General features: G+C 42.7%; 11 protein-coding genes and 1 pseudogene. 7 read left to right on the top strand and 5 right to left on the bottom strand.

What is annotated here, in order from left to right; all coding sequences use genetic code 11:
* Positions 1-145: 145 nt before the first annotated feature.
* Positions 146-889, bottom strand: a complete 744-nt coding sequence (locus CF596_RS04390) for a type 1 glutamine amidotransferase (RefSeq protein WP_096901362.1) — start codon at positions 887-889, stop codon at positions 146-148.
* 158 nt (positions 890-1,047) lie between these two features.
* Here CF596_RS04390 and CF596_RS04385 point away from each other — a divergent pair, with 158 nt between their 5' ends.
* From CF596_RS04385 to CF596_RS04360, 6 genes are all read left to right on the top strand, one after another.
* Complete coding sequence (locus CF596_RS04385) at positions 1,048-2,238, top strand: PLP-dependent transferase (protein ID WP_096901361.1); 1,191 nt, start codon at positions 1,048-1,050, stop codon at positions 2,236-2,238.
* Positions 2,239-2,289: 51 nt separating this feature from the next.
* On the top strand, positions 2,290-3,873 hold the full coding sequence (locus CF596_RS04380) for a helicase HerA-like domain-containing protein (RefSeq protein ID WP_096901360.1): 1,584 nt from the start codon (positions 2,290-2,292) through the stop codon (positions 3,871-3,873).
* A 239-nt stretch (positions 3,874-4,112) separates the two neighbouring features.
* The gene (hmpA, locus tag CF596_RS04375; protein ID WP_096901359.1) at positions 4,113-5,324 is read left to right on the top strand and encodes an NO-inducible flavohemoprotein; all 1,212 of its coding nucleotides are present in this window, start codon (positions 4,113-4,115) and stop codon (positions 5,322-5,324) included.
* Between the two features lie 92 nt (positions 5,325-5,416).
* Complete coding sequence (locus tag CF596_RS04370; protein ID WP_004974689.1) at positions 5,417-5,860, top strand: Rrf2 family transcriptional regulator; 444 nt, start codon at positions 5,417-5,419, stop codon at positions 5,858-5,860.
* 130 nt (positions 5,861-5,990) lie between these two features.
* A complete protein-coding gene (gene yihA / locus CF596_RS04365; protein WP_096901358.1) occupies positions 5,991-6,827 on the top strand; it encodes a ribosome biogenesis GTP-binding protein YihA/YsxC in 837 nt (278 codons plus the stop codon).
* A gap of 216 nt (positions 6,828-7,043) precedes the next feature.
* A complete protein-coding gene (locus CF596_RS04360; RefSeq protein WP_019836869.1) occupies positions 7,044-7,457 on the top strand; it encodes a VOC family protein in 414 nt (137 codons plus the stop codon).
* Positions 7,458-7,535: 78 nt separating this feature from the next.
* Here the strand turns inward: CF596_RS04360 and CF596_RS04355 are convergent, their stop codons facing one another.
* Together CF596_RS04355 and CF596_RS04350 are read right to left on the bottom strand one after the other, a co-directional pair.
* Complete coding sequence (locus CF596_RS04355) at positions 7,536-8,777, bottom strand: dicarboxylate/amino acid:cation symporter (RefSeq protein ID WP_004974680.1); 1,242 nt, start codon at positions 8,775-8,777, stop codon at positions 7,536-7,538.
* A 165-nt stretch (positions 8,778-8,942) separates the two neighbouring features.
* A complete protein-coding gene (locus tag CF596_RS04350) occupies positions 8,943-9,815 on the bottom strand; it encodes an acyl-CoA thioesterase II (protein WP_096901357.1) in 873 nt (290 codons plus the stop codon).
* Positions 9,816-10,119: 304 nt separating this feature from the next.
* On the opposite strand from CF596_RS04350, the gene plsB reads away from it, so the two are divergent.
* Positions 10,120-12,684, top strand: coding sequence for a glycerol-3-phosphate 1-O-acyltransferase PlsB (gene plsB / locus CF596_RS04345; RefSeq protein ID WP_004974675.1), 2,565 nt, complete (start codon positions 10,120-10,122; stop codon positions 12,682-12,684).
* Positions 12,685-12,774: 90 nt separating this feature from the next.
* On the opposite strand, the gene CF596_RS04340 is transcribed toward plsB, so the two are convergent.
* Both CF596_RS04340 and CF596_RS04330 read right to left on the bottom strand, forming a co-directional pair.
* Positions 12,775-13,110 carry a type II toxin-antitoxin system HicB family antitoxin gene (locus tag CF596_RS04340; protein ID WP_096901356.1) on the bottom strand — a complete coding sequence of 112 codons (336 nt, stop codon included), beginning with the start codon at positions 13,108-13,110 and terminating at the stop codon, positions 12,775-12,777.
* A 126-nt stretch (positions 13,111-13,236) separates the two neighbouring features.
* Positions 13,237-13,435, bottom strand: a pseudogene (locus tag CF596_RS04330) (zinc ribbon domain-containing protein); the annotation flags it as partial.

The raw sequence follows: 13,435 nt of genomic DNA, 5'->3' as shown, positions 1-13,435 counted from the left end.
TATGAGTTAAGCAGCATTCCTATCCATTTATTGAGTGTAAATTTAGACAATCTGCATTTTGACCATTCCAACCATCCCTGACAGCAGAAATCGTCATCGCCCTGACCTAACTTTCTTTTCTGTGTTTGCGCCACAATCCATGACTTTATTCTCGAAGTTTGCTTTGTGCTAAAACATAATCTATTGCACGATTCATTAATTGGTTGCCTGCCTGAAATTGTGACGCAGACATCTGTTTTAATTCATGCGCGGGTTGTACATACATGCCCGAAAATGCTGGTTTCATTTCGGCATTGTCTAAAAACAACTGCAAAGCTTGTGGGGTAATTTCTGGATGGAATTGGAATCCTAGTACATTTTTCCCAATTTGATAGAGTTGATTAGCGCAGGCGGCATTACTGGCAAGTCTTACCGCGCCCTTTGGTAATTCAAAAGTTTCACCATGCCACTGCATCACTGTGATTTGATCAGGTATTTGAAAGCAGGTTTCTGGTGTATTTTCGACTTTATAGACTGGATGCCAACCACGCTCTTGTTCTGGATTACGACTGACCGCTGCACCCAACGCATTGGCAATTAACTGCCCACCCAAACACAAGCCAATAGCAGGCTTGCCTGAAGCCAAATAACGTCGAATCCAGCGCTTTTCAATTTTTAGCCAGGGATAGTTCGCCTCATCATTGACACTCATGGCGCCGCCCATCACAATCAATAAATCGACATCTTCGACCCGTGGCAAAGCTTCAATTTCAATATTTTGTTCGGGTGGCAAAGCAAAAAATTCGGTGGCACTGATGTGTGCCTGCATTTGTTTCAGGTAGCTATAGCAACTCCCAAAACCTTCTTCGGCAATATGTTGAAAATAATGCACTCTTAATGGCGCTTGCATCTTAATCATCCTGAGTTATGTCTACACTTGAGCTTCTGCAAAAATAACGCCAACTTCAAGACTCATCTTGTATTTTTAAAGCGTTCAGCTTTTTATAGCTTTAAGCCTGTGTTTCTCTTAATCTAAAGCCAATATGGTTTTATTTTCTGAGTGAACCTGTGAAGAAAAATGCTCAAACTGCTTTAATTCATGCACCAAGACGTGCCCCACAATATATTCAAACGGTACAGCCTCCCCTATTTCGTGCATCGACCATTATCTTTGAAAACACAGATGCACTGTTTAATCGACACTGGACTGATGCTTATGATTATAGCTATGGCACACATGGCACACCGACTACATTCACACTCGCTGATCAGATTGCGCAATTAGAAGGTGGTGAATACTGCTTACTCGCACCAAGCGGACTATCAGCAATTAATTTGGTGAATTCCTGCTTTTTAAGTCAAGGCGATGAAGTTTGGGTGGCTGACAATATTTACGGCCCAAACATGGAGCATTTACGCAATTTAGAGCAGCGTTACGGCATCACCGTTCAAGTCTACAATCCAATTTATGTCGATAGCTTTCAACCTTCTGCCCAAGCCAAACTGATTTGGCTGGAAGCGGCAGGTTCGGTCACACTAGAGTTTCCAAACCTAACTACATTAGTCAAAAAAGCCAAATCACATCACATGCTCACAGCCTTAGATAACACTTGGGGTGCAGGACTTGCGTTTAATGCTTTCGATTTTGGTGATGAACATTTAAGTGTCGATATAAGCGTCCATGCCCTGACCAAATACCCAAGTGGTGGTGGTGACATTTTAATGGGATCTGTCGTGACCCGTGATCAACACTTACATCATCAACTGTTTCGTATGCATGCCATTCAAGGTATTTGCGTATCGGGGGATGATGTCGCGCAAGTACAACGCAGTTTGGCTTCGATGCAACTACGTTATGAGCACCAAGCAAAAAGCACAATTGAATTACTCAACTGGCTGAAACTACAACCACAATTTGCTCAGGTGTTGCACCCTGCCGATGCCACATCTGCGGGGCATGCGTATTGGAAAGAAATTTGCCGCGATGGACACAGCGCAGGTTTGGTCAGTGTGATTTTTAAGCCTGAATATGATTTAGCCGCTGTACGCCAATTCTGTGATGCACTATCTTTATTTAAACTCGGCTTTAGCTGGGGCGGCCCCGTAAGTTTAGTGATGCTTTACGATCTCAAGTCCATGCGTACCCTAGAGCACTCTCACTTGGCTGAAGGATTATTGGTGCGTTTTTGTATTGGGCTAGAACATCCTGCAGATTTAATTCAAGATATTCAAAATGCCTTACAAAGCTTCAGCGACTAATGCAGCACAGATCATCATTTTAACAATAGCTATATAAATCAGGATAAAAATATGAGTACAGCAATCGTTATTGGTAAAAAAACTGCCGACGTTCAACAAGACGTGGTTTTACATTCACAGTTTGCCAACCGCCACGGTTTAATTGCAGGTGCAACAGGTACAGGTAAAACCGTCACCTTAAAAGTCTTGGCAGAAAGCTTTTCACGAATTGGTGTACCCGTATTTTTAGCCGATGCCAAAGGCGATGTTTCCAGTCTAGCCAAAGCAGGCAGCAGCAGCCCAAAGTTTGATGCACGTATTAAGAGCTTAGGTATCGAAAGCATTCCGTTTGCAGCATCTCCTGTGGTGTTTTGGGATTTATTTGCCGAACAAGGTCATCCGATTCGTACCACCATTTCTGAAATTGGCCCGTTATTATTGGCGCAAATGCTGAACCTGAATGACACCCAAGAGGGCGTGTTGTCTGCGGTATTCCGTATTGCCGATGATCAGGGTTTATTACTGATTGATTTTAAAGATTTAAAAGCCATGCTGACCTATGTCAGCGAACACGCCAGTGAATTTAAAGCTGAGTATGGCAATCTTTCTCCAGCCAGTTTGGGTGCGATTCAGCGCAATTTACTGGCTTTAGCTGATCAGGGCGGTGATAAATTCTTTGGTGAGCCGAGTTTGGATATTTTGGATTTTATTCAAACTGACAGTCAGGGACGCGGCAATATTAATGTTTTGGCTGCAGACAAACTCATGAACACGCCAAAACTGTACGCCACCTTTTTATTATGGATGTTATCAGAACTGTTTGAACAATTGCCTGAAGTGGGCGATATGGACAAGCCAAAGTTAGTGTTCTTTTTTGATGAAGCACACTTGTTATTTGACAATGCCAGCAGCGCGCTACAAGAAAAAATTGAACAAGTGGTACGTTTGATTCGCTCTAAAGGCGTGGGGATTTATTTTGTGACCCAAAACCCGCTGGACTTGCCTGAAAGTGTATTGGGACAATTGGGTAACCGTGTTCAGCATGCCTTACGTGCTTTTACACCCAAAGACCAAAAAGCGGTAAAAACTGCCGCAGATACATTCCGTGCCAACCCAGACTTTAAAGTTGAACAAGCCATTACCGAACTTGCGGTAGGTGAAGCCTTAATTAGTTGCTTAGATGAACAAGGCACACCGCAAATTGTAGAACGTGCTTGGGTAATGCCGCCCTACTCATCGTTTAGCCCAATTAGCACAGAAGAACGTCAAGCCTGTATCAGCCAGAGTGTTATTGCAGGTGTGTATGAGCAGCAATTAGATCGTGAAAGTGCTTATGAAATGCTGCAACAAAAAGTTGAACAACGTCAGCAACTAGCCGCAGCAGCAGAACAAGCTAAAATTGAAGCCAAAGAAGCTGAAGCACGCGCCAAGCAAGAGGCTAAAGAAGCCGAAGCACTCGCCAAACAACAAGCGCGCGAGCAAGAACGTCTAGCCCGCGAACAGCAAAAAGAAGCAGAACGCGCTGCCAAACAGCGTGAAAAACTGACTCAGGATATTGTGGGTACCTTTGCCAAAAGCGCAGCACGCAGCTTAGGCGGTTCTACTGGGCAGAAAATTGTACGAGGTTTGTTAGGGTCATTATTTGGTAAGAAATAGCATGTTATAAACGATGAGGTTTGTATAGATTTCATTCATGGATGCACCATCCAAAACCTAAATGAACACTTACAAACCTCTCGCTGTCACATCTACAAACCCCATAAAAACTTTAAAAATAATGGGATATTTTTATAATCCATATTTTTTTTAAGGTTTCACAAAAAAATGTTTGCAATCCTTATTTATAAGATGTATTTTGAATACATCTTATAAATAACAGCCATGAGAGATCGAACATGACTCCACAGCAAATTGACCTTGTAAAAGCAACTGTTCCTGTACTCCGTGAAAATGGTGTCGCACTGACTGGTTATTTCTATAACCGCATGTTGGGGAATAATCCTGATCTAAAAGAAACCTTTAACATGGGTCACCAACGTAGTGGTGCGCAGGCTCAAGCGCTTGCAGGTGCTGTATTAGCTTATGCTGAAAACATTGAAGATCCTTCTGTGCTTGCGCCTGTGATTGAATTGATTGCCCACAAACACGTGAGCTTAAACATTCAAGCACCTGACTATAATATTGTGGGCGAAAACCTACTTCACTCTATTAGCGAAGTATTAAATATTTCAATGGAAGATCCTCTAATTGATGCATGGGCAGCTGCTTATGGTCAGTTAGCAGAAGTGTTTATTAATGCTGAACGTGCAATCTACGAACAACACGAACAAACTAAAGGCAGCTGGTTAGGCTGGCGTAATTTCAAAATTGCCAAGAAAGTTGTAGAAAGTGACGAAATCACTTCAATCTACTTCGAGCCAGTAGATGGTAGCGATTTACCAAAATACGAAGCAGGTCAATATATTTCAGTACGCGTATTTGTACCTGAACTTGGCTTGAAGCAACCACGTCAATACACGCTATCGACTAGCCCACAACAAGATTACTTACGTATTTCTGTAAAACGTGAGCCAGGCAATGGTGCAGATAAAGTTGCAGGTTGGGTATCGAACGTATTGCACCAATTACCAGAAGGTTCTGAAGTTGAAGTATCTGCACCAACAGGTAACTTCTTCCTCATCGACAGCAACAAACGCAATGTCTTCATTAGTGGCGGCGTTGGCTTAACACCAATGATTGCAATGTTGAATCAATTGGTGACTTTAGATGTGCCACAACCTGTGACATTTATTCACGCATGTCGTAGCAAACAAGTACATGCCATGAAACAGCATCTCCAAGACTTAACTGCAAAATGTCCACGTATTCATACGTTGACTGCGTATGAGTTCCCGAACGAAGGTGATGTACTGGGTCAAGATTACGATGTTGCAGGTCGTTTAGACCTCAGCACTGTAGATGCAGCGCTGTTACCAGCCGATGCAGATTACTACTTATGTGGTCCAATGCCATTCATGGCAGAACAGCGTAAAGCTTTACTTGCGCGTGGCATCAAAGATGAGCAAATCCATAGCGAAGCGTTTGGTACAGGTGGTGTTCGCCACTAATCTAAAGCGTTAAAAGCTAATAGGTAAGGCTAGTCTAGTTATGCTAGACTAGCCTTAATTTATTTGTATTTTAAAAAAACATCTGTGCGATCATGCAATTAAATAAATTCACCGACTATGCGCTGCGTATTTTAATGTATATCTCGCGTCCTCGAGATGTACCCTATACCATTGCGGAAATTGCACAGGATTTGCATGTTTCCCAGAACCATCTGGTAAAAATCGTTCACTTTATGGGTAAGCAAGGATGGCTAATTACCACTCGTGGTAAAGGTGGCGGGATTCGCTTGCATCCTGAAGCATTGCCTTTGCGTTTAGGTCATGTGGTGAGAATCCTGCAAGGTGAAAATCAAATTGTAGAGTGTAATACCCCGCCCTGCGTGCTGCGTGCGCAATGTGGACTAAAAGGCATTCTCAATCAGGCAATGGAACAGTTTTATCAAAGCTTAGATCAATACAGCTTGGGTGAAGTGCTACAGCCTGTACCCAATTTACAGTTCAGTACACAATCTCCAATCCCGCTGATTCATCTTTAAAGTAACTTAAACGGTCAAAGCAATATCATCCTAGATGTTGCTTTTTTCGGGCATTCAGGGCGCAAAGGTCGCTTGCCTGTATGACTTGCTTTATAATGCCTGTTTGTAGACCATGAATTGAAGTTAAGTTATGCACCATAGCAGAGGAAAATCGAAAAACAGTAAGGCAGCAGCACAGCCACGGCAGAAAATTAGCTACGAGAAAAAAGTAGACCCTGCCATTACTGAATACTCTGTTCGCGCCTTAAACTGGCTGCGTAAAGCCGAGTTTTTAATGAGTGCGCCTAAACTGAATTTATGTGTAGAAGATACTGGCTACGAAGTGGCTTTTGCAGGACGCTCCAACGCAGGTAAGTCCAGTGCAATTAATGCTTTAACCAATCAAAAACAATTGGCACGTGCTTCTAAAAAACCGGGTCGTACTCAAATGATCAACTTCTTTAGTTTGGGCAACCCCGAACAGCGTTTGGTCGATTTACCCGGTTATGGTTATGCAGCCGTACCTGAAGCCATGAAAATTGTGTGGCAAAAAGAACTCGAAAATTATTTGATTCATCGTAAAAGTTTACAAGGCTTGGTGTTACTGATGGATATTCGCCATCCCTTACAGCACTTTGATGTGATGATGCTGGAATGGGCGTATTCGCGTAAATTGTTCGTGCATGTATTGCTCACCAAATCGGACAAACTCAACCGCGGCCCTGCCAATAAAGTATTGCTTGAAGTCAAACAGCAGTTGAAAAAGATGAAACTAGATTTCTCGATTCAATTGTTTTCATCACTCAATAAGCAAGGTTTGGAAGAACTTGCGAGTGTGATGGGCGGACGTTTGAACTTTACCTTAGAACAAGCGCATCAATTTGATTTAGACAGCATTCCAGAAGCGACTGGCGATGATGTTGATGTTGATCAGCCTGAATTTTTAGAAACTGACGATTTAACCGCATCTGATACCGAAACCAAATAGTCCGTTAAATTACTGACTATTGGTCTATAATATAAAGTCCTATTCGCTCAATCTCGAATAGGACTTTTTATTTGTATGTCCACTTTCAGTTTTACGCCGTAATCACAATCTCCCTCTCCACCAAAGTTGCACTTTACAACGCAGCCAGAAATGCCCTACTGTCAAGATCATAACAATTAAACGTTTAAACAATTACATAAGATAAGGAGATCAAACATGCAGGCACACATTTCAGTGATTACCTTAGCGGTAGAAGATTTACAACGTGCACTCGATTTTTACCGCGACGGCTTAGGACTTGTAACTGAAGGCATTATTGGACAGGAATTTGAACAAGGTGCGGTGGTCTTTTTTGAACTGCAAGCAGGCTTAAAACTGGCTTTATGGTCTAAACAAAGTTTACAACAAGATACAGGCTTAACAGGTACAGCCAGCAGTGCTGCACAAATCACTTTAGGACATAATGTACATAGCCCACTCGAGGTCGATCAGGTATTGAAACAAGCAAAAAATGCAGGTGCGAAAATTTTAAAACCTGCACAGAGCACCTTTTACGGCGGTTATGCAGGTTATTTTCAGGACTTAGATGGTCATATTTGGGAAGTGGCCTACAGCCCATGTTGGGATTAATCTGCTTTGGCTCATGTCTTTACATAGCACAATAAAACAGGATGATGCTGAAAACTTGATTCGATTTTAAACCCATTATCAGGAATGCAGTGCAGGGTCATCACGAGTATGCCGATCGACCACCACACTAATCATCATATCGCCCTGCACATTGACCACAGTACGCACAGTATCCAACAAACGGTCGATCGGCAATAAAATCGCAATCGCTTCTGCAGGCAAGCCCACCGATTGTAATACCATAATCATCGTCACCATACCTGCGCTTGGAATACCAGGCGCGCCCAAAGAAGCGATCATGGCTGTGGCACAGACAATTAATTGCTGTCCTAAACTTAAATCCAGCCCCATTAAATTGGCAACAAACAAAGCCGCTGCAGCTTCATACAATGCCGTTCCATCCATATTCAGTTGTGTACCTAACGGGATCACAAAGCCTGCAGTTTGCGGACGCACACCTAAATTTTCCTGCGCACATTTCATCGAAAGTGGCATAGTGGCAGAACTGGAACTGGTGGCAAAAGCCGTAATTAAGGCAGCACGTGTGCCTTTAAAAAAGGTGATCGGATCCATTTTGCCAAATATCCACAACAGCAAAGGCAAGACCACCACACCATGAAAAATCGTGGTGCCCGTGACCACTGCAGCAAACTCTGCCAAACGACTCAGGACTGAAATATCTTCGGTTGCAACCAACTTAGCCAATAAAGCAAAAATCCCCAAAGGTGCCAGTTTCATTACCCAGCCAATCATCAACATCATAATTTCAAAAAATTGCTGACTGAGTTTACGTACCGTTTTAAAGTGCTCCCCGCCTTTGACCAGCGCCACACCCACCAATAAGGCAAATATCACCACTGCCAAAACATTACCCTCGGCAAAAGCTTTAAACGGATTGATTAAGGTGTTTTGAATGAAATTGGTAAAAAACGAAGACGGCGTAAGCGTGTCTGGGCTTTGATGCTGCGCCATAGCATCTTGAAACATCACAATATCTACGCCTTTACCCACTGCAAATAAATGCGCACACGCCAAACCTAAAATTAAAGCCAAAGTCGTGGTGGTGACACAACACGCCAACGTAATTTTCCAGACTCGACTCAATTGCCCTACAGCCTGTAAGTTCGACACACCGACCACAATTGAGCTAAAAATTAGTGGGATCAGCAGCATTTTCAGTAAACCAATAAAAATACTGCTCATTAAACCAATGCCATACAAACTGGCGCTAAAAAATGTGCTGTCTGGAAATAGATTCAGAATAAAACCAAACACCACACCCAAAATTGCGGCAATTAGAATTTGTGTATTGAGGCTCATACGCAATTGAGTTTTTTAATGTGATGTGTGGACTATGCCATGTGGCTGAAATTGAATCGAGTATTATTTTTCTAGCGCACTTTGATTAGGTTCAGATCGTGCTTCAGGATGTAAAAAAGCCGACATGAATGTCGGCTGATGAATGTAGATTTTAAAGGCTATATTTTATTGCGTTTCGATTTCACGTAAACGAATCAAGCCTTCCTGACTGGTGCTACACACCAATTCACCATTTTGCCACATGCGCCCAAAGTTCAAACCACGCGAACTAGTGCTAATGGTGGCTTCCATGTCGTACAGCATCCAGTCATCCACACGGAACGGTTTATGGAAATACATGGCATGGTCAATACTGGCACACTGTAAACTTGGTGATAAATAGCTCAAACCATGCGGACGCAGTGCTGTGGTCATTAACGTGAAGTCTGAATAAAATGCCGCAATTGCCTGATGCAAAGACACTTCATCCACCTCTGGTGAAATGCTGTCATGGGTACGAATGTAGTGCGCATAAACAGGCGCTTCAGGCTGGGGTAAAAAAGGATTGCTCGGGTTAATTGGACGAATTTCAACATGACGATCACGCATAAAACTGGCGCGAACGTTTTCAGGTACAAATTCAACAATATGCTGTTTTAATTCAGCTTCATTTTTTAAAAGTTCAGCGGCGGGATAATTCGGCTCTGAAATTTGATAGTTCAAGCCTTCTTCCAATGGCGCAAACGACACTATTGCCGTAAAAATAGTACGTCCATGCTGAATGGCACGCACCTGACGGCTAGAAAAACTTTTACCATCTCGTAAGCGGTCAACCTCATAAATAATGGGTGCGTTGACATCTCCACCAAACAAGAAATAAGCATGTAAGGAGTGCGCAGGACGATCAGTGGTATAAGATGCAGCACGTAAAGCCTGTCCCAAAACCTGTCCACCAAAAACACGTTTACCCACCAAGTTACGACTGATACCTCGGTAGATATTTTCTTCTAACTTTTCTAAACAAAGAAGTTCAACCAGCTCTTGTGTGAGTGCGTTCATAACTAACCTATGTATGGCGGAAATTGGGGATGCGGGATCGAAGTCGATGAAAAAATAAATCGTCAAAATAAACTGACTATTTTAAGCCTGCTATTTTGCCATAGATTCTGCATCTTTTACCCATCAAAGACTGACCGCTGTGTCACAACTTAGCCGATCAATTTTGCTAAAAATACGATTTTTAACGATAAAATCTAACAATATTCATGCAAATTATCTAAAAATGCAGCGCGATTATTAGATACAATGACGCAAAATAAATTCCCTACTGGCTAGGGACTTAGGTGATGAAGTAGGAGTGAATATGTCCAAGCGTGGTTTTGGTCAAATGTATCGTCAGCTTTCTGGTAAGCTGCTTGACCTTGTGGTGACACCGCATGTTTTGGGTGAAGTCCCTGTCAAGGATGCGCAAAGTGTAGACTCAAATGCCACTCGCACCAAGATAACTTGCTACGTATTGCAAAATCACTCACGCAGCAATGCCTTGGTGGTCGATGGCGAAACACGTCGCTTAAAACTCACGCCTGCGCTTGATCCATTGGTGATGGGTTCACATAAAGAAAAAGCCTCGATTCTGTTTTTACAGCATCACGATGAGAACAACCTACTCAATCCACCACCTTATGCTTTTCCGCCACGCTTGTTACGTTTAATTGAACAATTAGAACAACACCCAGAACTTGATATTGAATTGGTACCTGTGACCGTGTTGTGGGGACGTTCTCCAGACAAAGAGGATTCGTGGTTTAAACTACTGTTTACCGATACGTGGGCAACGCCTGGCACAGTCAAGCAGTTAATGAATATTGGGGTGCATGGTCGTCAGTCTTATTTGGAATTTCACGAGCCACAATCATTACGCGCTTTAATTGAACATGCCAAAACTGAGCATCCGAACCTGTCGCCTGCGACCTTTATTGTTAACACTCTAAATAATTACTTAGATGGACAACGTGAAGTCGTACTTGGCCCAGACTTGTCTGACCGCCGCAATGTCATGCTCAGTCTGATTAAATCTCCCGATGTGCAAGATGCCATTCGTCGTGAAAGTTTACGCAGTAAAATTAGCGTGATTGAAGCCGAGCGTCGTGCGATTGGTTATTTAAATGAAATCGTGTCGGACTACTCTCATGCAGCGGTACGCTTTGCCGATATGGCACTGACCCGCTTATGGACACAATTGTACGATGGCGTGGAAGTGCATAATTTTAGTACCGTGCGCGAACTGGCCAAAGACTATGAAATTATCTATACCCCATGTCACCGCAGTCATATCGACTATTTATTGCTGTCTTATGTGATTTACAAACGCGGCATGATGGTGCCGTACATTGCTGCGGGCGATAACCTGAATATGCCATTTGTAGGTCAATTGCTTCGTGGTGGCGGTGCGTTTTTTATCCGTCGTACTTTCCGTGGCAACGGCTTATACACAACCGTCTTTAAAGAATATTTATTCAGTATTTTGTCGCGTAACACGCCGCTTGAATACTTTATTGAAGGTGGACGTTCACGTACAGGCCGCTTGTTGCCACCAAAGACAGGCATGCTCGCCATGACCATTCACAGTCATTTGCGTGGTCGTGCTAAACCGATTGCTTTTGTGCCAACTTATATTGGTTATGAACGCCTGATGGAAGGTTCAACCTATGTCGGTGAAATGCAAGGCAAGCCAAAAGAATCTGAATCGCTAATGGGCATTTTAAAAACCATGCGCAAGATTGAACGGATTTTTGGCAAGGTGCATGTCAATTTTGGCGAACCTGTGTTTTTAGATGATGTTCTAAAACAACACGATGCCGAACACATCAGCATTGAAAAAAATGATGATCCTATTCCACCACAAGTGTCAGATGCAGTGAATACTTCAGCACATGCGATTTTGGAAAACATTAACCGTGCTGCGGTAATTAACCCGGTATCTTTGTTATCGCTGATTTTACTGGCAACACCAAAACATACCTTGGATGAAGAAATTTGTGTGAAGCAGTTAGACACTTACCGTAATCTGCTCACTGCCCTGCCTTATGATGAGCGCACTCAAGTCACACCATTATCAGGTAAAGAAATTATTGCCTACGGCTTAAAACTCAAACTGATTAAACGAGTGCAGCACGTTTTGGGCGATATTATCGCGATTGAAGACCATCAGGCGGTGTTACTCACCTACTTCCGCAACAATATTTTGCATGCCTTTGTCTTACCATCTTTAATTGCCGCGTTGGTAAAACATAATGGTTCGATTCGCCGTGGCGATTTAATCAACGTCATCCGCACCTTATATCCGTTCCTGAAAGCCGAGTTGTTCTTAAAATGGCAAGATCAGGAACTCAAAGAACGAATTTGTGCCTATGTAGAAGCGTTAATTCAGGCCAAATTGATTTCTGAAGATGCGGAAGGCAACTTAATTTCACCTGCACCAAATAGTGAAGATCACAACCAATTGGTAGTATTGGCTGCACCTGTAATGCAGAGTTTAGAGCGTTATTACATGACGCTGGCGCTGATTACACAACGCGGCTCAGGCAATATTTCGGCACGTCAGGTCGAAGAGTTGAGCCATTTGGTCGGTCAGCGTTTGTCGGTGCTGTATGAATTCAATTCACCTGAATTCTTTGACAAAGCCTTATTCCAAAGCTTTATTAAAGTTTTGACTCAGCAAGGTTATATCAGCACCAACAGTGACAATGCGATTGTGTTTGATGACAACTTTAAAAACGTCGCGCAATACGCCAATTTGGTGTTGGATGATGTGACTTTGCAGATGCTGCAACACATCACCACCTTTAGTGATGAAGAATTGCGTGAGGCTTTGGAGGCACTTGCTGCACAACAAGCGAAGAAACGCTTGAAACGTAAGAAGAAGTAGTTTTCACACAAAAAAGCATAGCGATCTGTATAACAATGGGTCGCTATGCTTTAAATTGAATATAGAACAAAATTTATAGCATTGATAAAATCATCCACCTAAGCGCATTAATTTCTCTTGAATTGCATCACTCACAAATGCATTCAAAGAACTATCTTCCGAAGCTAAAACAGCTTTGCGATGTAACTCAGGACTGATACGAACATTAAATGTTCCCTTGAATGGCTGATCGGGTTTCTTCCCTAATTCTGCACAAGAACCTAAATATCCATCTACCGATTCCTGAAAAGCTTGCTCAAGTGTTTTTAAGGTTTCAGCCTCATAAGTAATAAGATCTCGAATGAACGCCAATTTTCCAAACAACTCACCTGTTTCAAGGTCTGGTTCAATCGTCCCGAGATAACCTTTGTATTTAAAATAACTCATAAAAAACCCTCCTGCTTGAGTGCTTGCTTTACAGCTTTCAATGCCCCACCTTTGATTTCATTTTCAGGGTGAGGTCGATGCAGTAAAATCATGTGCTCGGTTTTGAGGTTTTGACATCCTCCCCCCTTAAAAGAGGGTGATTCCTACAGCTAGACGCTTATGCCCAAGCGCAAGAATGTTTAGAGCTTATATCTCGATCATGAGCTGTACCACAGCTCATGCACTCCCATTCTCTTATTCCAAGATCTGTACTACCTTTGGGACTACTTGAGGTGATCTCACCGCAGCACGAACAGATTTGGGTGGTATAGGCTTCTTGGACTTC

Origin of the sequence: Acinetobacter sp. YT-02 (assembly GCF_002412355.1) — a bacterium.
GTDB classification, from domain to species: Bacteria; Pseudomonadota; Gammaproteobacteria; order Pseudomonadales; family Moraxellaceae; genus Acinetobacter; species Acinetobacter towneri.
This window is presented reverse-complemented; position numbering and strand designations above follow the sequence as displayed.

Coding starts and splice junctions, on each gene's coding strand:
- CF596_RS04390 (WP_096901362.1), bottom strand. CDS start 889: ATGCAAGCGCCATTAAGAGTGCATTATTTTCAACATATTGCCGAAGAA.
- CF596_RS04380 (WP_096901360.1), top strand. CDS start 2,290: ATGAGTACAGCAATCGTTATTGGTAAAAAAACTGCCGACGTTCAACAA.
- hmpA (WP_096901359.1), top strand. CDS start 4,113: ATGACTCCACAGCAAATTGACCTTGTAAAAGCAACTGTTCCTGTACTC.
- CF596_RS04370 (WP_004974689.1), top strand. CDS start 5,417: ATGCAATTAAATAAATTCACCGACTATGCGCTGCGTATTTTAATGTAT.
- yihA (WP_096901358.1), top strand. CDS start 5,991: ATGCACCATAGCAGAGGAAAATCGAAAAACAGTAAGGCAGCAGCACAG.
- CF596_RS04360 (WP_019836869.1), top strand. CDS start 7,044: ATGCAGGCACACATTTCAGTGATTACCTTAGCGGTAGAAGATTTACAA.
- CF596_RS04355 (WP_004974680.1), bottom strand. CDS start 8,777: ATGAGCCTCAATACACAAATTCTAATTGCCGCAATTTTGGGTGTGGTG.
- CF596_RS04350 (WP_096901357.1), bottom strand. CDS start 9,815: ATGAACGCACTCACACAAGAGCTGGTTGAACTTCTTTGTTTAGAAAAG.
- plsB (WP_004974675.1), top strand. CDS start 10,120: ATGTCCAAGCGTGGTTTTGGTCAAATGTATCGTCAGCTTTCTGGTAAG.
- CF596_RS04340 (WP_096901356.1), bottom strand. CDS start 13,110: ATGAGTTATTTTAAATACAAAGGTTATCTCGGGACGATTGAACCAGAC.